The organism is Pseudomonas sp. FP1762 (genome assembly GCF_030687105.1).
In the GTDB taxonomy this organism is placed as follows: Bacteria; Pseudomonadota; Gammaproteobacteria; order Pseudomonadales; family Pseudomonadaceae; genus Aquipseudomonas; species Aquipseudomonas siliginis.
Map to the genome: position 1 here is coordinate 3,455,524 of NZ_CP117458.1, position 20,237 is coordinate 3,475,760.

The 20,237-nt window shown below is 60.0% G+C and carries 19 protein-coding genes and 1 riboswitch; of the genes, 15 read left to right on the plus strand and 4 right to left on the minus strand.

Annotated features, from left to right (window positions below; genetic code table 11):
• Positions 1-6: 6 nt before the first annotated feature.
• The 4 genes from PSH90_RS15285 to PSH90_RS15300 all read left to right on the plus strand — a co-directional run bounded on the left by PSH90_RS15285 (position 7) and on the right by PSH90_RS15300 (position 2,400).
• Entirely contained in the window at positions 7-492 is a 486-nt protein-coding gene (locus PSH90_RS15285) for a flavin reductase family protein (RefSeq protein ID WP_056789390.1), read from the plus strand.
• 131 nt (positions 493-623) lie between these two features.
• Positions 624-1,013, plus strand: coding sequence for a carboxymuconolactone decarboxylase family protein (locus PSH90_RS15290; RefSeq protein WP_039763896.1), 390 nt, complete (start codon positions 624-626; stop codon positions 1,011-1,013).
• Between the two features lie 57 nt (positions 1,014-1,070).
• Positions 1,071-1,835 carry a GntR family transcriptional regulator gene (locus PSH90_RS15295; RefSeq protein ID WP_016775014.1) on the plus strand — a complete coding sequence of 255 codons (765 nt, stop codon included), beginning with the start codon at positions 1,071-1,073 and terminating at the stop codon, positions 1,833-1,835.
• 1 nt (position 1,836) lies between these two features.
• Positions 1,837-2,400, plus strand: coding sequence for an NUDIX hydrolase (locus PSH90_RS15300; protein WP_305380927.1), 564 nt, complete (start codon positions 1,837-1,839; stop codon positions 2,398-2,400).
• 123 nt (positions 2,401-2,523) lie between these two features.
• Here PSH90_RS15300 and PSH90_RS15305 read toward each other — a convergent pair whose 3' ends face one another.
• Complete coding sequence (locus tag PSH90_RS15305; RefSeq protein ID WP_305380929.1) at positions 2,524-2,820, minus strand: DUF1330 domain-containing protein; 297 nt, start codon at positions 2,818-2,820, stop codon at positions 2,524-2,526.
• Between the two features lie 68 nt (positions 2,821-2,888).
• Here PSH90_RS15305 and ribBA point away from each other — a divergent pair, with 68 nt between their 5' ends.
• The 5 genes from ribBA to PSH90_RS15330 all read left to right on the plus strand — a co-directional run bounded on the left by ribBA (position 2,889) and on the right by PSH90_RS15330 (position 8,239).
• Positions 2,889-3,998 (plus strand): bifunctional 3,4-dihydroxy-2-butanone-4-phosphate synthase/GTP cyclohydrolase II, encoded by a 1,110-nt coding sequence (gene ribBA, locus PSH90_RS15310; RefSeq protein ID WP_016775017.1) that lies wholly within the window; start codon positions 2,889-2,891, stop codon positions 3,996-3,998.
• A gap of 322 nt (positions 3,999-4,320) precedes the next feature.
• Positions 4,321-5,346 (plus strand): ABC transporter substrate-binding protein, encoded by a 1,026-nt coding sequence (locus PSH90_RS15315; RefSeq protein ID WP_016775018.1) that lies wholly within the window; start codon positions 4,321-4,323, stop codon positions 5,344-5,346.
• Positions 5,343-6,251: an ABC transporter permease gene (locus PSH90_RS15320; RefSeq protein WP_305383138.1), complete on the plus strand. Its 909-nt coding sequence runs from the start codon at positions 5,343-5,345 to the stop codon at positions 6,249-6,251. Before PSH90_RS15315 ends, PSH90_RS15320 begins: the two co-directional genes overlap by 4 nt.
• 6 nt (positions 6,252-6,257) lie before the next feature.
• On the plus strand, positions 6,258-7,067 hold the full coding sequence (locus PSH90_RS15325; RefSeq protein ID WP_007918021.1) for an ABC transporter permease: 810 nt from the start codon (positions 6,258-6,260) through the stop codon (positions 7,065-7,067).
• 17 nt (positions 7,068-7,084) lie between these two features.
• The gene (locus PSH90_RS15330; protein WP_252876451.1) at positions 7,085-8,239 is read left to right on the plus strand and encodes an ABC transporter ATP-binding protein; all 1,155 of its coding nucleotides are present in this window, start codon (positions 7,085-7,087) and stop codon (positions 8,237-8,239) included.
• 203 nt (positions 8,240-8,442) lie between these two features.
• Here PSH90_RS15330 and map read toward each other — a convergent pair whose 3' ends face one another.
• Both map and PSH90_RS15340 read right to left on the minus strand, forming a co-directional pair.
• Complete coding sequence (gene map, locus PSH90_RS15335) at positions 8,443-9,234, minus strand: type I methionyl aminopeptidase (protein ID WP_122704021.1); 792 nt, start codon at positions 9,232-9,234, stop codon at positions 8,443-8,445.
• Positions 9,231-9,458 (minus strand): ParD-like family protein, encoded by a 228-nt coding sequence (locus PSH90_RS15340; protein ID WP_007918027.1) that lies wholly within the window; start codon positions 9,456-9,458, stop codon positions 9,231-9,233. The genes map and PSH90_RS15340 overlap by 4 nt, the downstream gene beginning before the upstream one ends.
• Before the next feature lie 209 nt (positions 9,459-9,667).
• A riboswitch (cobalamin riboswitch) is annotated at positions 9,668-9,860 on the plus strand.
• Between the two features lie 139 nt (positions 9,861-9,999).
• On the opposite strand from PSH90_RS15340, the gene PSH90_RS15345 reads away from it, so the two are divergent.
• The 3 genes from PSH90_RS15345 to PSH90_RS15355 are packed head-to-tail and all read left to right on the plus strand — an operon-like array spanning position 10,000 to position 12,787.
• Positions 10,000-11,013, plus strand: coding sequence for an ABC transporter substrate-binding protein (locus tag PSH90_RS15345; RefSeq protein WP_305380930.1), 1,014 nt, complete (start codon positions 10,000-10,002; stop codon positions 11,011-11,013).
• Positions 11,010-12,026 (plus strand): iron ABC transporter permease, encoded by a 1,017-nt coding sequence (locus PSH90_RS15350; RefSeq protein WP_130888544.1) that lies wholly within the window; start codon positions 11,010-11,012, stop codon positions 12,024-12,026. Before PSH90_RS15345 ends, PSH90_RS15350 begins: the two co-directional genes overlap by 4 nt.
• Entirely contained in the window at positions 12,023-12,787 is a 765-nt protein-coding gene (locus tag PSH90_RS15355) for an ABC transporter ATP-binding protein (protein WP_305380931.1), read from the plus strand. The genes PSH90_RS15350 and PSH90_RS15355 overlap by 4 nt, the downstream gene beginning before the upstream one ends.
• 209 nt (positions 12,788-12,996) lie before the next feature.
• On the opposite strand, the gene metE is transcribed toward PSH90_RS15355, so the two are convergent.
• Positions 12,997-15,285: a 5-methyltetrahydropteroyltriglutamate--homocysteine S-methyltransferase gene (metE, locus tag PSH90_RS15360; RefSeq protein ID WP_305380932.1), complete on the minus strand. Its 2,289-nt coding sequence runs from the start codon at positions 15,283-15,285 to the stop codon at positions 12,997-12,999.
• Between the two features lie 364 nt (positions 15,286-15,649).
• Between metE and PSH90_RS15365 the strand changes: the two genes are divergently transcribed.
• The 3 genes from PSH90_RS15365 to PSH90_RS15375 all read left to right on the plus strand — a co-directional run bounded on the left by PSH90_RS15365 (position 15,650) and on the right by PSH90_RS15375 (position 19,726).
• Complete coding sequence (locus PSH90_RS15365) at positions 15,650-17,026, plus strand: pyridoxal-phosphate dependent enzyme (RefSeq protein ID WP_095180209.1); 1,377 nt, start codon at positions 15,650-15,652, stop codon at positions 17,024-17,026.
• A complete protein-coding gene (locus tag PSH90_RS15370; RefSeq protein ID WP_041480052.1) occupies positions 17,023-18,195 on the plus strand; it encodes a cystathionine gamma-synthase in 1,173 nt (390 codons plus the stop codon). Before PSH90_RS15365 ends, PSH90_RS15370 begins: the two co-directional genes overlap by 4 nt.
• Before the next feature lie 265 nt (positions 18,196-18,460).
• Positions 18,461-19,726, plus strand: coding sequence for a hypothetical protein (locus PSH90_RS15375; protein ID WP_305380934.1), 1,266 nt, complete (start codon positions 18,461-18,463; stop codon positions 19,724-19,726).
• The last annotated feature ends 511 nt before the right edge of the window (positions 19,727-20,237 follow it).

The following is a 20,237-nucleotide window of genomic DNA, read 5'->3' on the forward strand; positions in this document are numbered from 1 at the left end:
TGCGAAATGATCGAACCCGGCATTTACAAAGACGTCATGAGCTCGTTCCCGTCCGGCGTCACGGTGGTCACCACCCTCGACCCGGACGGCGGCATCGTCGGTATCACCGCCAGCGCGTTCAGCGCGCTGTCGATCGACCCGGCGCTGGTGCTGTTCTGCCCCAACTACGCCTCCGACACTTATCCGGTGCTGCGCGACAGCAAGAAGTTCGCCATCCATTTGCTCTCCGCCGAGCAGACCGCCGAAGCCTACGCGTTCGCCGGCAAGGGCAAGGAAAAGGCCAAGGGCATCGAGTGGCATTTGAGCGAACTCGGTAACCCGATTCTGGCCAAGGCGACGGCGATCATCGAGTGCGAGTTGTGGCGTGAGTACGATGGTGGTGATCACGCGATCATTGTCGGCGCAGTGAAGAACCTGATCCTGCCCGAGCAACCGGTGACGCCGATGATTTATCACAAAGGCAAGCTCGGCCCGTTGCCGACTCTGGCCTGACGAATTCACACAAATCCCTGTAGGAGCTGCCGAAGGCTGCGATCTTTTGATCTTGTTTTCAAAAGTCAAAGTCAAAAGATCGCAGCCTTCGGCAGCTCCTACACGAGGGATCTGTGGTGACTGGAGGATTTATGAGTAACGAAAAGTATGAAAAAGGTCTGCAGATCCGCACCCAGGTATTGGGCGAAGCCTACGTGCAACGCTCGATAGACAACGCCGACGATTTCACCCGTCCGCTGCAGGAAATGGTCACCGAATACTGCTGGGGCCATGTCTGGGGGCGTGAGGGTCTGTCGCTCAAGGAGCGCAGCATGATCAACCTGGCGATGATCTCGGCGCTCAACCGCCCGCATGAACTCAAGCTGCATGTGCGTGGCGCCTTGCGTAACGGCCTGAGTCGTGAGCAAATACGCGAAATTCTGCTTCAGGTCGGCATTTATTGCGGCGTTCCGGCGGCCGTGGACAGTTTCCGGCTGGCCCGTGAAGCCTTTGCCGAAGCCGACGCCGAGGCCTCCAGTTAACCCTCGGCTGTTTTGATGCCCGTCTGGCATGGACAGCCAAGCTCAAGAGCGGACCCCATGAAACGCCAGCCACTCGACGACAGCTTCAAGGTCAATCGCAACCCCGTTACCCTGCGCGAAATCGTGCTGGACAAACTGCGTAGCGCGATCATGAATTTCCAGCTCATGCCAGGCGATCGCCTGGTCGAACGCGACCTCTGTGATCGCCTCGGTGTCAGCCGCACTTCGGTGCGCGAAGCCTTGCGTCACCTTGAATCCGAAGGTCTCGTCGAATTCGCCGATGCCAAAGGCCCGCGCGTAGCCATCATCACCCTCGACGACGCTGTCGATATCTACGAATTGCGTTGTGTGCTCGAAGGCCTGATCGTGCAGCTGTTCACTTTGCGCGCCAAAGCCAAGGACATCAAAGCATTAGAAAAAGCCCTCGATGACAACCGCAAGGCGTTGAAGGACGGCGAGCTGCAACAGGTGATCGACTCGGTGCAGGGCTTCTACGACGTGCTGCTCGAAGGCTCGGGCAACCATGTCGCCGCCACCCAATTGCGCCAGTTGCAGGCGCGCATCAGCTATCTGCGCGCGACCTCGGTCTCCCAGGAAAACCGACGCGGCGCGAGTAATCACGAGATGGAAAAAATGGTCGAGGCGATCAAGAGCGGCGATCCGCTGGCGGCGCATCAGGCGTGTGTCGATCACGTCCGCGCGGCGGCTGCCGTCGCTCTCGATTACCTCAAGCGCAAGCAGGAAGAAACCGGCGTCGCCGTCAAAGGCACTCCGGCGATCACCCTGCCGATCGCGCTGAAAGAACCCCGCATAGGTCAATGACATGTTCAGCCCGAGCTTTTGCCCGAAATGCGGTGGCCCTGACCTCGGTCAGCAGACGCCGCCGGGTGATACGCACGAGCGCCTGATGTGCCGCGGCTGCGGTTATATCCACTACGTCAATCCGAAGATCATTGCCGGCTGCATCATTGAGCAGGACGGCAAATACCTCCTGTGCCAACGGGCGATCCCCCCGCGCCCTGGCACCTGGACCCTGCCGGCCGGTTTCATGGAAAGCGGTGAGACCACCGAACAGGCGGCGCTGCGCGAAGTCTGGGAAGAAAGCGGCGTGCGCGCGGAAATCGTCTCGCCGTATTCGATTTTCAGCGTGCCGAAGATCAGCGAGGTGTACATCATCTTCCGCGCCATCGCCCTGGAAATCACCGGGCAGTCCGGACCGGAGACCATGGATTACAAGTTCTTCGCCCCGGAAGAGATTCCGTGGGAGCAGATCTACTACCCGGCGATCCGGCAGATTCTCGAGCGCTATATCGAAGAGCGCCAGGCTGGGGTTTACGGGATTTACATGGGTAATGATGACAGCGGCAAAATCCATTTCATGCGCTGATCACCACCTATACCCCTGTGGGAGCGAGCCTGCTCGCGAAGGCGTCGTGTCAGTCGATACAAATGTTGAATGATCGAACGCATTCGCGAGCAGGCTCGCTCCCACATAGTTTGGTGGTGTGGCTCAGTTCGGGGCGATGCCTTCTACGATGATGATCTCCGCCCTCGCCCATTCTTCGCGGTAACTTTTCGCCTCCTGATACGCCGCCGAGCGATAGCACGCCACGGCCTGTTCGTAGCTCTCGAACTCGATGATCACCGTGCGCTGCGGCGTCTGCCGGCCTTCCAGCGCTTCGCTGCGCCCGCCTCTGGCGAGAAACTTGCCGCCGAATGCGGCAATCGCCTGCGGGGTGCGCTGGGTGTATTGGCTGTAGTGCTCGGCATCGGCTATATCCACATGTGCAATCCAGTACGCCTTCATAGTGACCTCTTTGTTGATTTTGTATTATGGTATACCAATATATTTCCAACGAACCCTGAGAGTCCAGCATGGCCTTCAACAGCATCGAAGAAATCATCGAAGATTATCGCCTCGGCAAAATGGTCCTGCTGGTCGATGACGAAGACCGCGAGAACGAAGGCGACCTGCTGCTGGCTGCCGATCGCTGCACACCGGAGGCTATCAGCTTCATGGCCCGCGAAGCACGCGGGCTGATCTGCCTGACCCTCACCGACGAACATTGCCAGCGTCTGGGCCTGGAGCAAATGGTACCCGCCAACGGCAGTGTGTTCAGCACTGCATTTACCGTGTCGATCGAAGCGGCGGTCGGCGTGACCACCGGCATCTCCGCAGCAGATCGCGCGTGCACCGTGGCCGCCGCCGTCGCGCCAAATGCCCGCGCCGAAGACCTGGTGCAGCCCGGTCACATCTTCCCGTTGCGCGCCAAGGAAGGTGGCGTGCTGACCCGCGCCGGGCACACCGAAGCCGGCTGCGACCTGGCGCGCCTGGCCGGTTTCACCCCGGCCTCGGTGATCGTCGAAGTGATGAACGACGACGGCACCATGGCGCGCCGCCCGGATCTGGAGCAGTTCGCACGCAAACACGGGATCAAGATCGGCACCATTGCTGACCTGATCCACTATCGCCTGAGCACCGAGCACACCATCGAACGCATCGGTGAACGTGAGCTGCCGACGGTGCATGGCACCTTCCGTTTGATCACCTTCGAAGATCGCATCGAAGGTGGCGTGCACATGGCGATGGTCATGGGCGACCTGCGCCGCGAAGAGCCGACGCTGGTGCGCGTGCATGTGATCGATCCGCTGCGCGATCTGGTCGGCGCCGAGTACAGCGGGCCGACGAACTGGACCCTCTGGGCAGCGTTGCAACGGGTCGCGGCGGAAGGTCATGGGGTTGTGGTGGTGCTGGCCAATCATGAATCGTCGCAGGCGTTGCTCGAGCGCGTTCCGCAGTTGACCCAGCCGCCACGGCAGTTCAGCCGTTCGCAATCGCGGATTTATTCCGAGGTCGGGACGGGGGCGCAGATTCTGCAGAATCTCGGGGTTGGCAAGCTGCGGCACCTCGGTCCGCCGCTGAAGTACGCGGGGTTGACCGGGTATGACCTCGAGGTGGTTGAGAGCATTCCGTTCACCGAATAACCCGAGCCCAGCACAAACCCCATGTGGGAGCGAGCCTGCTCGCGAAAGCGATGTGTCAGTCGACTTGAATGTTGAATGATCCACCGCTTCGCGAGCAGGCTCGCTCCCACAAGGGTTTTGCATTTCAAATCCATTGTCCTGAACTCATCAAAAAAACAGATCCGCCAGATAACCGGTAAGGCAAAGTGCTTGCACAAAGTTTGGAATACCATAATATGATATTCCATAGACCGGACGACGTGAAAAAGCGTCCAGCTACTGCTCCCGACAGGCGGGCAACAACGCAAGGCCCGCTCAAAAACACAACAATGAGGGCGTGAACATGGTGTTGAACAAAGCTGCAACCGCGATCTTTTTCGCGGGACTGCTCAGCGTTACCGGCCAGGCTGCAATGGCTGCCGAAAGCGTGAATTTTGTCAGCTGGGGCGGTAGCACCCAGGATGCGCAGAAACAGGCCTGGGCCGATCCGTTCAGCAAGGCCAGCGGCATCACCGTCGTCCAGGACGGCCCCACCGACTACGGCAAACTCAAGGCCATGGTCGAAAGCGGCAACGTGCAGTGGGACGTGGTCGATGTCGAAGCCGATTTCGCCCTGCGCGCCGCTGCCGAAGGCCTGCTCGAACCCCTCGATTTCAAAGTGATCCAGCGCGACAGGATCGACCCGCGCTTTGTCAGCGATCACGGCGTCGGTTCGTTCTTCTTCTCCTTTGTCCTCGGCTACAACGAAGGCAAGCTCGGCGCCAACAAGCCGCAGGACTGGAGCGCGCTGTTCGACACCAAGACCTACCCGGGCAAGCGCGCCCTGTACAAATGGCCAAGCCCCGGCGTGCTCGAACTGGCGCTGCTGGCCGACGGCGTTGCGGCTGACAAGCTCTACCCGCTGGATCTGGATCGCGCCTTCAAGAAACTCGACACCATCAAGAAAGACATCGTCTGGTGGGGCGGCGGTGCGCAGTCGCAGCAACTGCTGGCGTCCGGCGAAGCGAGCATGGGCCAGTTCTGGAACGGTCGGGTGCACGCCCTGCAGGAAGACGGCGCACCGGTCGGCGTGAGCTGGAAGCAGAACCTGGTCATGGCCGACATTCTGGTCATCCCCAAAGGCTCGAAAAACAAGGACGCGGCGATGAAGTTCCTCGCCAATGCCAGCAGCGCCAAAGGCCAGGCCGACTTCTCCAACCTGACCGCCTACGCGCCGGTCAACCTCGACAGTGTGGAGCGTCTGGATTCGACGCTGGCCCCCAACCTGCCGACGGCTTACGCCAAGGATCAGATCACCCTTGATTTCGCTTACTGGGCCAAGAACGGTCCGGCTATCGCGACACGGTGGAACGAATGGCTGGTCAAATGAAAATCGCGGCCACTGCGCCTCGTCCTTCCACTGCCACCGGGAGCGCCGCTGGCGCTCCCGGTTCGGCGTTTAAACAACGCTGGCGCGGCGCCGGCAACCTCGTCCCGGCGCTGCTGTTCCTCGGCCTGTTCTTTCTCGCGCCGTTGATTGGCCTGCTGTTGCGCGGTGTGCTGGAACCTGTGTTTGGTCTCGGCAACTACGAACAGTTGTTCGCCAACTCGGCCTATGCGCGAGTGCTGCTCAACACCTTTTCGGTGGCCGGGCTGGTGACGCTGTTCAGCCTGCTCTTGGGCTTTCCGCTGGCCTGGGCGATCACCCTGGTGCCGCGCGGCTGGGGGCGCTGGATCCTCAACATCGTGCTGCTGTCGATGTGGACCAGCCTGCTCGCCCGCACCTATTCGTGGCTGGTGTTGCTGCAAGCCTCGGGCGTAATCAACAAGACCTTGATGGCCATGGGCATCATCGATCAACCGCTGGAGATGGTGCACAACCTGACGGGCGTGGTGATCGGCATGAGCTACATCATGATCCCGTTCATCGTGCTGCCGTTGCAGGCGACCATGCAGGCCATCGACCCGATGATCCTGCAGGCCGGCTCGATCTGTGGCGCCAGTCCGTGGACCAACTTCTTCCGGGTGTTCCTGCCGCTGTGCCGGCCGGGTCTGGCGTCCGGCGGTTTGATGGTGTTCGTAATGTCGCTCGGTTACTACGTCACCCCGGCGCTGCTCGGCGGGGCGCAGAACATGATGCTGCCGGAGTTCATCATTCAGCAGGTGCAATCGTTCCTCAACTGGGGCCTGGCCAGTGCCGGCGCCGCGTTGCTGATCGCAATCACCCTGGTGCTGTTCTACTTCTACCTGAAGCTTCAACCGGAATCCCCGGTTGGCGCCAGTAACGCGAGGTAAGCCGACATGCTCCTGACCCCCAATGCCATGAGCCGGCGCATGCGTTTCGGCCTCTACGCCACTACCGGGCTGATCGGTCTGTTCTTGCTGTTGCCGATCGTGTTCATCGTGCTGCTGTCGTTCGGCTCCTCGCAGTGGCTGGTGTTCCCGCCACCGGGCTGGACGCTGAAATGGTACGGGCAGTTCTTCTCCAATCCCGACTGGATGAACGCCGCTGCCGCCAGCCTCAAGGTCGCCGTGCTGACCACCATCTGCGCTGTTGCGCTCGGTTTGCCGACCGCGTTTGCGCTGGTGCGCGGACGCTTCCCCGGCCGCGAGATGCTCTACGGCCTGTTCACCCTGCCGATGATCGTGCCGCTGGTGATCATTGCCGTGGCGGTGTACGCGCTGTTTCTCAAGCTCGGCTACACCGGGACGATGTTCGCCTTCGTCGTCAGCCATGTGATCGTCGCGCTGCCGTTCACCATCATCTCGATCATCAACTCGCTGAAGCTGTTCGATCAGTCGATTGAAGACGCGGCGGTAATCTGCGGTGCCTCGCGCCTGCAAGCGGTGTTCAAGGTGACGTTCCCGGCGATCCGTCCGGGCATGGTCGCCGGCGCCCTCTTCGCCTTCCTCGTTTCGTGGGACGAAGTGGTGCTCAGCGTGATGATGGCAAGCCCGACTCTGCAAACCCTTCCCGTGAAAATGTGGACCACCCTGCGCCAGGACCTGACCCCGGTGATCGCCGTCGCTTCGACGCTGCTGATCGGCCTGTCAGTGTTGGTCATGGTGATCGCCGCCGCCCTGCGCCGGCGCAACGAAATCAGCGCCTGAGCGCCCAGGAGTACGACATGAGTGCCGTGATCAAAGACGCATCCCAGCAGAGCGACAAACCCCTGGTCAGCCTGCGCAACCTGAACAAGCACTACGGCGATTTTGCTGCCGTCGACAATATCTCGCTGGACATCAAGGACGGTGAATTCCTCACGTTCCTGGGCTCCAGCGGCTCGGGCAAAAGCACCACGCTGTCGATGCTCGCCGGTTTTGAAACACCGAGCAGCGGCGAGATCCTCGTCAACGGCCAATCACTGGTCAACGTGCCGCCGCACAAGCGCGACATCGGCATGGTCTTTCAGCGTTACTCGCTGTTCCCGCATCTGTCGGTACGCGACAACATCGCCTTCCCTCTGGCCATTCGCAAATTGGCTGCGGCCGAGCGTGAAAAACGCGTCGATGCGATGTTGAAGCTGGTGCAGCTCGAACAGTTCGCCCATCGCCGCCCTTCGCAACTGTCTGGCGGCCAGCAACAACGGGTTGCCATCGCTCGCGCCTTGGTTTACGAGCCGCGCATTCTGCTGATGGACGAACCGCTCGGTGCGCTGGACAAGAAGCTGCGCGAAGACTTGCAGGATGAACTGCGCCAGCTGCACCGGCGCCTGGGCATCACCATCGTCTACGTGACCCACGACCAGGAAGAAGCCATGCGTCTGTCGCAACGCATCGCGATTTTCAGCCACGGCAAAATCGTTGGTCTGGGCAGTGGTTATGACCTTTACCAGAATCCGCCCAATGCATTTGTCGCGTCGTTTCTGGGCAATTCGAACTTCCTCAAGCTCAAGGCGCAAGGCAATGCAGCAGCGCGTTTCGAGGGCCAGTCGTTGTCGATTCGGCTGACGTCCGGGTTGCACACTGATCAGGATGTGCTGCTGATGGTGCGTCCGGAAAAGGCCTTGGCGCTGAGCACGCAGCAGGCGCTGGATGAGCCGCTGGCGGCGGGCTGGAATGAGGTGTCGGCGAACGTTGTGGAGGTGCTGTTTCTCGGTGAAAGCCAGACGTGCAGCGTGGTGACTGCGGGCGGGACGTCGATGACGGTGAAAGCGCTATCGGCAGCGGGCATGCCGCTCAAGGCCGGCGATCCGGTACGGGTGCGCTGGGCGACGGCGGATGCTTGTGTTTATACCGAGTGGACCGAGAGCGACTTGAACAAGGCTGCCGGGGCTCACTGATTGCGCTGAGTCAGTTGGATCTACCCCCTCACCCCAGCCCTCTCCCCCACGGGGGGCGAGGGGGAAAGGGAGCCGATCTTCATGCTGTTCAAAATGTAAGTTCGACTCGGTATCGCACGTCGGCGTATCTCGCAACAACACCTCGGTCAGTCCCCTCTCCCATTGGGAGAGGGCTAGGGTGAGGGCAAGCAGGCGACACGGTATTAGCCAATGGCCCGGTACCCTTCAATCTCATCCGGCCAAGCCGTCAGCACTTCGAACCCGCTCTCCGTCACCGCGACCATATGCTCCCACTGCGCCGACAACGAGCCATCCTTGGTCAATACGGTCCAGCCATCCGGCATGTTCTTCACATGGCGTTTGCCGGCATTGAGCATCGGTTCCACGGTGAAAATCATCCCGGCCTTAAGCTTCAGGCCCTGATTGGGAAAGCCGTAATGCAGGATCTGCGGTTCATCGTGATAGACCTTGCCGATGCCATGGCCGCAGTATTCGCGTACCACACTGAAGCCCTCCGCCTCCGCCAGGCTCTGGATCGCGTGGCCGATATCGCCCAGCGTTGCGCCCGGCTTCACTGCACGGATGCCTGCGCACATGGCTTCGTAGGTGGTCTTGATCAGGTGCTGCGCTTCAGGAGTCGCCTCGCCCACCACATACATGCGACTGGTATCGCCGAACCAGCCGTCCTTGATCACCGCGATGTCGAGGTTGACGATGTCGCCGTCTTTCAATGGCGTACCCGATGGAATCCCGTGGCACACCACATCGTTGACCGACGCGCAGACGGTTTTCGGAAAGCCGTGATAACCGACATTGGCTGGCACCGCCTTCTGCACATTGACGATGTAATCGTTGCACAGTCGATCCAGCTCATCGGTGGTTACGCCAGCCTTCACATGCGGCACCAGCATTGCCAGCACTTCAGCGGCGAGTTTGCCGGCGGCGCGGGATTTTTCGATGTCGGCCGGGGTGTTGATCTTGATCTGGTTTCTCATGCGCTGACGGCTTCCTGAGTCAGTTGTTGCAGATCCAGCCCACCATTCTGTTCGGCGCGGATCAGCAGGCGGCAAATGGCGCTGTGGTCGAGATTGGGATGCAGCTCGGCGAGCATGCCGATGCGCATCCAGTGCTCAGCCTGCGCGTTGATCGAGCGGCTGAGGGCGTTGCTGGAGATACGCAGGTTCTCGTGCATGTCCTCTGAAATCTTTACGATGCCCATGTCTATATCCGATACGAAATGTATATGGATCGTATACTAGCCAAGCTTACCCTCGGATTGCAAACGCTTCGCCACGCAAACACGCACCCGTGTAGGAGCTGCCGAAGGCTGCGATCTTTTGATCTTGCCCGTTAAAGACCAGATCAAAAGATCGCAGCCTTCGGCAGCTCCTACCAAAGCAGATTCGGCTCCCCATCAGCGGCCTGATCGACTACCATGCCCGCGCCGGTTTCCACACGGAATTAATAGGGAATCCGAGATGCTCCACGCATCAATCGGAACTGCCCCCGCAACTGTAGGTGCCGAGCCTGCTCCTCGACTGCCACTGGGTGAACCCCGGGAAGGCCGGAGCGTGGCGATGACGCATCAGTCAGGAGACCTGCCGGCACAGTGACTGACCAACCGGCGGGGTGTCCGGGAAGGACATCGTGCCGTGCGCATTTTCCCCGTGCCGGCCTTGCGCAGTTTCCACGACCGCGCCCGAGGTGTGTTTCCAAACCGTACCCGCCCGCTCCCGTACGGTTCCCTTGGAGACTGCCCCATGCTGCTGCCCCGCGTTGCCACCCTGCTCACCGCTCTGAGCCTTTGCGCCCTGGCGCAAGCGGCGCCGACTGCGTATCCGCTGACCGTGGAAAACTGTGGCAGCAGCCTGACCTTTCAGCACGCGCCTGCGCGCACGGTGACCATCGGCCAGGCCGGTACGGAAATGCTCTACGCCTTGGGCCTGGGCGAAAAAGTCGTCGGCACCTCGTTGTGGTTCAACGACGTGCTGGGCACATACAAAGCGCAGAACGACAGGATCGAGCGCCTTGCCGACAACGAGCCGAGTTTCGAAGCAGTGATCGCTAAACGCCCGGAGCTGGTTGCCGTCGAGCTGGAATGGATGGTCGGCCCGCAAGGCGCGGTCGGCACCCGCGAGCAGTTTCATGAACTGAAGATTCCGACCTATCTGCTGCCCTCCGATTGCGAAGCCAAGGACAACCTCGTGGGTTCGGACGGCACGCGGCTGGCACCGTTTCGCATCGACAGCATCTACAAAAGCGTGAGCCAACTGGCGGCGATTTTCGATGTGCAGGCGCGTGGCGAGCAGCTCAATGAACAGCTCAACGCCAGCCTCGCGCAATCGATCGCCACCGCGAAAAAGCAGCAGCGCAAAGACGTCAGCGCCCTGGTGTGGTTCTCCAGCGCCGAGATGGACATCGAGCCGTTCGTGGCCGGGCACAAAGGCGTTCCCGATTTCATGCTCAGCACCCTCGGCGTGCGCAACGTCGTCGAGTCGGATGAAGAATGGCCAACGGTCGGCTGGGAAACCATCGCCAAGGCCAACCCGACGTTTCTGGTGATCGCGCGCATGGATCGTCGACGTTTCCCGGCGGACGACTATCAGAAGAAACTCGCCTTCCTGCGCAGTGATCCGGTGACGCGCAACATGGACGCGGTCAAGCACAACCGCATCATCATCCTTGACGCCATGGCCATGCAGGCCAGCCTGCGCACCTTCGACGGCCTCGAACAACTGGCCAGCGCCATCAACGGCTACGACCTGTCGCAATGAGCAGACGCCTGATCCGTTTGCTGCTGGTGCTGTTGACGCTGTCGGTCGCGCTGATTGGCGGCGTGGCCATTGGTGAGACTTCGATCGAGCCGAGCGTGGTGTTGCAGGTGCTGGCGAACAAGCTGTGGGGCGCCGGTTATGTGCTCGACCCGATCGACGAAGGCATTGTCTGGAACTATCGCCTGACCCGCGCTTTGGTCGCGGCGGCCTGCGGCGCCGGTCTGGCGACGTGCGGGGTGATCCTGCAATCGCTGCTGCGCAATCCGCTGGCCGATCCGTATCTGCTGGGGATTTCCGCGGGTGCCTCGACTGGCGCGGTGATGGTCGCCCTGCTTGGCGTCGGCGCCGGGGCGATTTCACTGTCGGTCGGTGCGTTTGCCGGCGCGGTGACCGCTTTCGTACTGGTGATCCTGTTGGCACGGGTCAGCGGCTCGGCCAGCGGCACCGGGCAGATCATTCTGGCCGGGATTGCCGGCTCGCAGCTGTTCAACGCCCTCACCGCGTTTCTGATCACCCGCTCGGCCAGCTCGGAACAGGCGCGCGGGATCATGTTCTGGCTGCTCGGCAATCTCGGCGGCGTGCGCTGGCCGTCGGTGTGGCTGGCGGTGCCGGTGGCTGTGTTGGGGTTGGTTGTTTGTCTGTGGCATCGCCGGGCGCTGGATGCGTTCACCTTTGGTGCGGACTCGGCGGCGTCTCTCGGCATTCCAGTGCGACGTGTGCAGATTCTGTTGATTGGCTGCGCCGCGCTGGTGACGGCGGTGATGGTGTCGATTGTCGGCTCGATCGGCTTTGTCGGTCTGGTGATTCCCCATGCCGCGCGGTTGTTGCTCGGCACCGGCCATGCGCGTCTTCTGCCTGCCAGTGCGTTGGGCGGCGCAGTGTTTCTGATCGCCGCCGATGTGCTGTCACGCACCCTGATCAAGGGTCAGGTGATTCCCGTCGGCGTGATTACCGCGCTGGTCGGCGCGCCAGTGTTCGCGCTGATTCTGGTGGGCCGGAGATCGGCGCGATGAACACGGTTTTGAGTTGTGCTGATGTGGGCTTCAAGGTGCGTGGTGCCGAGCTGCTCAACGGTGTCAGCCTCGACGTTCAGCGCGGCGAGACCTTGGGCATTGTCGGGCCGAACGGGTCGGGGAAATCCACGTTGCTCAAATTGCTGGCCGGGCTGCGTGAACCGAGCGTGGGCCATGTGCAGCTCGACGGTCGGACGCTGGGCAAGATGTCGCGGCGCACTATCGCGCAGACGCTCGCGGTGGTTGAGCAACAGGCCGATACCGACGATGGCATTCGCGTGTTCGACGCGGTGGCGCTGGGGCGGACGCCGTGGTTGTCGGCGCTGCAACCGTGGTCGCCCGCCGATGACGCCATCGTCGAGCAAGCGCTGGTCGACGTCGACGCCGTGCACCTGCGCAACCGCCTCTGGCGCAGCCTCTCCGGCGGGGAACGCCAACGCGTGCACATCGCCCGCGCACTGGCGCAGCGCCCGCAGATCCTGCTGCTCGACGAGCCGGCCAACCACCTCGACATCCAGCATCAGTTGAGCATTCTGCACGTGGTGCGCGCACTGCCGGTGACCACGTTGATCGCCCTGCACGATCTCAATCAGGCGCTCAAGTGCGATCGCCTGGCGGTGCTGGAGCGCGGGCGTCTGGTGGCACTGGGCGAGCCGCTGCACGTGCTGACGCCGGAGCGGTTACAGACGACTTTCGGGGTCAGGGCGCACTATCTGACAGACCCGTTCGATGGTGCGCCGATATTGCGCTTCCTTGCCTGATGCATGGGTGGCTGACACACCGCTTTCGCGAGCAGGCTCGCTCCCACAAAGGATTTGTGTGTTGCCGTGAATGACGGGGAGAACGCGAGTTCTGTGGGAGCGAGCCTGCTCGCGAAGGCGTCAGGTCATCCAACATGGTGTCGATTGACACACCGCTTTCGCGAGCAGGCTCGCTCCCACAGGGTTATGTATTCCAGGGCGGTAAAGGGTCAGGCCCACTCTTTGCGCAGTTGCCGCGCGGCGCTGACCATGTGCACCAGCGCCGCTTCGGTCTCTGGCCAGCCTCGGGTCTTCAACCCGCAATCCGGATTGACCCACAGCCGCTCCACCGGAATACGCTGCGCCGCTTTGCGCAGTAAACCGACCATTTCCGTCACATCGGGAATCCGTGGCGAGTGAATGTCGTACACGCCGGGGCCGATGTCGTTCGGGTAGGCGAACGCTTCAAACGCTTCGAGCAGTTCCATGTCCGAACGCGAGGTTTCGATGGTGATGACATCGGCGTCCATCGCCGCGATCGACTCGATCACATCGTTGAACTCGCTGTAGCACATGTGCGTGTGGATCTGCGTTTCGTCGCGCACGCCGGAGGCGCACAGGCGGAACGCTTCGCTTGCCCAGTGCAGATACGCCGGCCACTGCGCCCGGCGTAACGGCAGGCCTTCACGGAACGCCGCTTCGTCGAGCTGCACGATTTTGATTCCCGCCGCTTCCAGGTCATTCACCTCGTCACGAATGGCCAGCGCCAGTTGTTGAGCCTGCACCTCGCGGCTGACGTCTTCGCGCGGGAACGACCACATCAGCATGGTCACCGGGCCGGTCAGCATGCCTTTCAAGACCATGTCGGTAAGGCCTTGGGCGTAACGGATCCACTCGACCGTCATCGCCTGCGGGCGGCTGAGGTCGCCGAAAATCACCGCCGGTTTGACGCAGCGCGAACCGTAGCTCTGCACCCAGCCAAAGCGGGTGAAGGCATAGCCGTCGAGCTGTTCGGCGAAGTATTCGACCATGTCGTTGCGCTCGGCCTCACCGTGCACCAGCACATCCAGGCCGAGGCGCTCTTGAATTTCCACCGCGTGGCGAATCTCCGTGTGCATCGCATCGGTGTAATCGGCCGCGCTGAGCTTGCCTTGCTTGTAGGCCTGACGCGCCAGACGGATCGCCGCCGTTTGCGGAAACGAGCCAATGGTGGTGGTCGGGAATAACGGCAGGTCGAGCTTGCCGCGCTGTTTGGCAATACGCTGGGCAAACGGCGATTGGCGTTGCGCATCCCTGGCAGTGATCGCCGCGACCCGCGCTTGCACCGCCGGTTTGTGAATACGCGGCGAGGCAGCGCGGCTGGTCTGCACCGAACGGCTTTGCGCGAGGGCACGCAGTACCTTCGGCGCTTCCGGCTCGCTGACCGCTTGAGCGAGCACGGCGACCTCTTCGCACTTCTGCACGGCGAACGCCAGCCAGCTTTTCAGTTCGGCATCGAGCTGGTCTTCGCGGCCCAGATCAACCGGGCTGTGCAGCAATGAACAGGACGGTGCTACCCACAAACGATCACCCAGACGCTCATGAGCATGGTGCAGCGTCGCCAGCGCGTTTTGCAGATCGCAGCGCCAGACGTTCCGACCGTTGACCACACCCAACGACAGCACCTTATAAGCCGGCAGACGATCCAGAATGGTCGGGTATTGATCCGGCGCGCGCACCAGATCGATGTGCAGGCCATCGACCGGCAGGTTCGCCGCCAGACCGAGGTTTTCTTCCAGACCACCGAAATACGTGGCGAGCAGTTTTTTCAGCGGATCGCGCTGGATCTGGTTGTAGGCGCGCTCGAAGGCATTCTTCCAGTCCTGCGGCAAATCGAGCACCAGAATCGGCTCATCGATCTGCACCCACTCCACGCCCAATGCCGCCAGTCGCGCGAAGATCTGGCCGTACAGCGGCAGCAGGCGGTCAAGCAAATCGAGCTTGTCGAAATCGGCGCCTTTGGTTTTACCCAGCCACAGATAGGTCAGCGGACCGATGATCACCGGTTTGACGTTGTGCCCTAGCGCACGGGCCTCTTCGGTTTCTTCAAACAGCTGCTCCCAACCCAACTGGAAGTGCTGGTCGACACTGAATTCCGGTACGAGGTAGTGATAGTTGGTGTCGAACCACTTGGTCATTTCCTGAGCGTGGCCTTCGCCGCAGCAAGCATTGCTGACGCCTCGGGCCATGCTGAACAGGGTCTGCAGCGTGGCTTTACCGTCGTGCGGACGGAAACGTTCGGGGATCACGCCGAACATCAGCGAGTGGGTCAGCACTTGGTCGTACCAGGCGAAATCGCCAACCGGCAGCAAGTCGATGCCGGCGTTTTTCTGCAAGTCCCAATGGACCTTGCGCAGCTCACGCCCGACGTCACGCAGGCCCGCCTCGTTCAGTTCTCCTTTCCAGAACGCCTCTTGCGCTTTCTTCAGTTCGCGGTCGCGACCGATGCGCGGAAATCCCAGGGAATGGGCCAGTGCCATGACAAACAACTCCAGATGCTTATTCGATGGCAGATATTGTCGGGAACCGGACTTGATGAAACAAACTCAATAAATTCTAGATCATCACAAGTTCTACTCATGCACAGGCGCCCCGTAGAAGCTGTCGAAGGCTGGGATCTTCTGGCCGTAGGGACGCAGAGCGTCCAAGGCTGCATTCCCACGCGGAGCGTGGGAACGATCAGAACACGTCAGGGCAACATGCAAGTTTTCGTTCTATCGTTAGATCCAAACGGCTGGATTTTCCAAGGATTAGAGGTTGCGAGAGAGGATGTCTGCGCCTAAGTTGCACGCGAGTCTTTTCCCCGCGATTGGAACGCGATCAACACCATAAAGAGGTGAAGAAATGTCAAAGGAATCACGCCCTGCCGTGCTTGGGCTGATAGGCAATACTCCGCTGGTGCAGGTCACCCGCTTCGATACCGGACCGTGCACGCTGTTTCTCAAACTCGAATCGCAGAACCCTGGCGGCTCAATCAAGGACCGTATCGGTCTGGCGATGATCGACGCTGCGGAACGTGACGGTCGCCTGCAACCGGGCGGCACGATTGTCGAGGCCACCGCCGGCAATACCGGTCTGGGTCTGGCGCTGGTCGGCCGCGCCAAAGGCTATCGCGTAGTGCTGGTGGTGCCGGACAAGATGTCCACCGAGAAGGTCCTGCACTTGAAGGCCATGGGCGCCGAAGTGCACATCACCCGCTCCGATGTCGGCAAGGGCCATCCCGAGTATTACCAGGACGTCGCCGCCCGCTTGGCCAAGGACATTCCCGGGGCGTTTTTCGCCGACCAGTTCAACAATCCCGCCAACCCGCTGGCCCATGAATGCAGCACCGCGCCGGAAATCTGGGCGCAGACCGAACATGATCTGGACGCCATCGTCGTCGGCGTCGGTTCGGCCGGCACGTTGACCGGGTTGAGTCGCTTCTTCAAGCGCGTGCAGCCGGATCTGGAAATGGTCCTCGCCGATCCGATCGGCTCGGTGATGGCGCAATACAGCCGCGACGGCACCTTGCCGACGCCCGGTTCGTGGGCGGTCGAGGGTATCGGCGAAGACTTCATTCCGTCGATCACCGACCTCTCCAGCGTGCGTCACGCCTACTCGATCAGCGACGCGGAAAGCTTCGATCACGCGCGCCAGTTGCTCAAGGCCGAGGGCATTCTCGGCGGCTCATCGACCGGCACCCTGTTCGCTGCCGCGCTGCGTTATTGCCGCGAACAGACCGAGCCGAAACGCGTGGTCAGCTTCGTCTGCGACACCGGCACGCGGTACCTGTCGAAGGTCTACAACGACCAGTGGATGACCGATCAAGGCCTGTTGCAACGCAAAGGCTACGGCGACTTGCGCGACTTGATCGCACGGCGTTTCGAGGACGGCCGGGTGATCAGCGTCGGCCCTGACGACACCCTGCTCACTGCGTTTCAGCGCATGCGTCTGGCGGATGTTTCGCAACTGCCGGTGCTGGTCGAAGGCAAGCAACTGGTGGGCGTGATCGACGAGTCCGACATCCTCCTCGGCGTCCACGAAGATGCCGCGCGCTTCAGCCAGTCAGTGTCCAGCGTGATGACCGACAAACTGCAAACCCTCGCCCCGGCTGCGACCCTGGCCGAGCTGGAAGCGGTGCTCAGCCGTGGCCTCGTCGCGATCATCGCCGACGCCTCCGGCTTCCATGGCCTGATCACCCGCACCGACATGCTCAACCAATTACGGAGATCCCTTGCATGAGTCAGCACGACGATAAATCCCAAGGCTTCGCCACCCGGGTGATCCACGCCGGGCAAGAGCCTGACCCGACCACCGGCGCGCTGATGCCGCCGATCTATGCCAACTCCACCTACCTGCAAGACAGCCCCGGCGTGCACAAGGGGTTCGACTACGGCCGCTCGCACAACCCGACGCGCTTCGCGCTGGAGCGCTGCGTCGCCGACCTCGAAGGCGGCACCCGCGCGTTCGCCTTCGCCTCGGGGCTGGCGGCGATCTCCACGGTGTTGGAACTGCTCGACGCAGGCTCGCACATCGTTTCCGGCAATGACTTGTACGGCGGCACCTTCCGCCTGTTTGACAAGGTCCGTCAGCGCAGTGCCGGGCACCGTTTCAGCTTCGTCGACCTGACCGATCTGTCGGCGTTCGAAGCCTCGCTGCAGGACGACACGCGCATGGTCATGGTCGAAACCCCTACCAACCCGCTGCTGAGCCTGTCGGATCTGGCCGCCATTGCGCGCATCTGCCGCGCGCGGGGGATCATCTGCGTCGCCGACAACACTTTTGCCAGCCCGTACATCCAGCGCCCACTGGAGCTGGGCTTCGACATCGTCCTGCACTCGACCACCAAATACCTCAACGGCCACTCCGACGTGATCGGCGGCATTGCCGTGGTCGGACAGAACGACGAGCTGGCGGAAAAACTCGGTTTCCTGCAAAACGCCGTCGGGGCGATTTCCGGGCCGTTCGATGCATTCCTCACCCTGCGCGGGGTGAAGACTTTGGCGCTGCGCATGGAACGTCATTGCAGCAACGCCCTGGATCTGGCGCAGTGGCTGGAACAGCAACCGCAGGTCAAACGCGTCTACTATCCGGGCCTGACCTCGCACCCGCAGCACGAACTGGCCAAGCGGCAAATGCGCGGTTTTGGCGGGATGATTTCCGTGGATCTGAACAGCGACCTGGCCGGCGCACGGCGGTTTTTGGAGAATGTGAAGATCTTTGCGTTGGCGGAAAGTCTGGGCGGTGTGGAGAGCCTGATCGAACATCCGGCGATCATGACCCACGCGACCATCCCGCCGGAAACTCGCGCGAAGCTGGGGATTGGCGATGGGCTGGTGCGGTTGTCGGTGGGGGTTGAGGATGTTGAGGATCTGCGGGAAGATTTGACGCAGGCTTTGGCTAAAATGTGACTCTTTGAAGGGGGCTGCATCGCAGCCCAACGGGGATAAATACCGTCGCCACACGGGGAACCCCCCTGTGGCCTTTCGATCTTTCGTTTTTATTGTCATACAAGTCTTTTTGAAAATGGCATCAAGTCTGCCGAATGAAGAGCTCCGTGCTGCTGCGCAAACTCGACAACACAAGTGTCGCAACATTCGCCCACCTCATTTCGCAGCTTGGTGTCAAACAGCATATGGAATACGGCGCTCGCTTGTTAATTACACAGGGAAGAAAATGAATCATTATAAAAATCTAATCAAATCGATTTTAAGTTTACTTTTTTTATTTAACTCAGTCACCGCATCGGCAGTGCTTTCACAGGAGCAGCAGACAGCCAAGGAACGCGGCATTTCATTATATAAACAAGAGAAAAATGCAGAGCGTGAATTGCGCATTGCCGCTGAGGCTGGCGATGCAGAAGCACAATTTTATTTGGCGCAACAACTTCGACAAATGGAACTTAGTGAAGCGCTAGACTCGAAAGAATCTGTAAAGTGGTTCGTGGCTTCTGCCAATCAAGGCAATTTATTCTCCCTATATCAGTTATCTCACAACGTCAAGCTGTGTGTTATTGCTTCATTTTGTCCCAAAGGGGAAAAAAGCCGAGGTGAATGGGATCAAGAGTACAGAAAAACTTTAATGGAGAAATTTGCCTCAAATGATTTGCAACAACTAGGCGAACTAAATGATTGGGTAGCCAAGTCGGATGTTGTAGGAGAGTGGTTTCATCTACAGGATGAGCTTCGTTATGCAAAAAACCACAGGGTGGAAGATACGCGCGAATGGCTAGTACATTCTGCTAATCAAGGAAATTTTAACTCCCTACTTCGTCTGGCTCTTGATGATGGAGATAAATTATGCACGATCGTTGAGAACTGCCCGAAGGGAGATAAAACTCAGCGCGAGTGGAAATCAGAATTTGAGAAGATTGCGCGAGAAAAAATTGCTTCCGGTGACATGGAAGCTGCCTATTTGTTATACGTAGGCAATTCTGACTTTAATATGCTGATTAAATCAGCAGAGGGAGGGTACTCATTCGCACAATATCAGCTTGCCGAGAGTTATTCAGCTGGTGATGGATTTTTTTGGTGGTTTGGGCAGCGCCGCAAGGAAATCAACAAGTGGTATAAGCGAGCGGCTGAAAATGGCTATCCAAAAGCAATGATTGCCTATGCAGCCTCCATTTATGAAGATAACGGAGACCTATCAATTTCCCGGTATTGGCTAGAGGAGTCTGCGAAGGCGGGTGACAGCAATGGCATCGGTTTGCTTGCTCGAGAGTATGCAAGTAATCCAAATTACTATGGCTTTCCATTTGATATGGTGAAGGCTTATGGCCTTACGTTGCTTTTAGCAGGCTTAGATAATGATGAGTCTGATAAAGAGTATGATCGGGAAAGATTAGAAGAATATTCTGAAAAAATGACACCCGAACAAATCGAGCAAGGCAAAGCTTTTGCCGAAAAATGGAAGGTCACTCACCCGATTGAAGGCGTTTAATCTCAGCGGCCAGCGGGACCGGAAACAGGTGTCAAGCTTCGTGCTTCAAGTTGCTGAGGCCATCGTTGCAATGGTCGCATGCGATCAGTGATGGCTTACTGCCGATCGTGCCATCTGACGTTCCCTGCGGGCCGGACTTTCGCGGTGCGCGTTGAGCTAGGCCAAACAGCCGGCCCGTTTCACCCTTTCGGGCTTCAATCCCAAACGTTTCCGGCCTTCGGCCTGCGCTCACCAATTAGCTTGAGCCGAGCCAGTGAGTCGAACGCCTGTGGTTGATTGGCGAATTGCTCAACTACGTCGTGGCTGAAGGCTCTGATCAGTGCGGTTGTCAGTTGGGGTTGAGGACGTTGAACACCTGCACGCCGACCTGGCTCAGGCACTGGCAAGAATGTAAACAGCTCCACCCAAAGAAGCCCGCGCAATGCGGGCGTCGTCTTTTTTTGTCCGTCGATCTTTCTGCCGTGGCAGTTCCCGAGGCCGATCCTATACTCAATCGGCTCGATCAAAATTA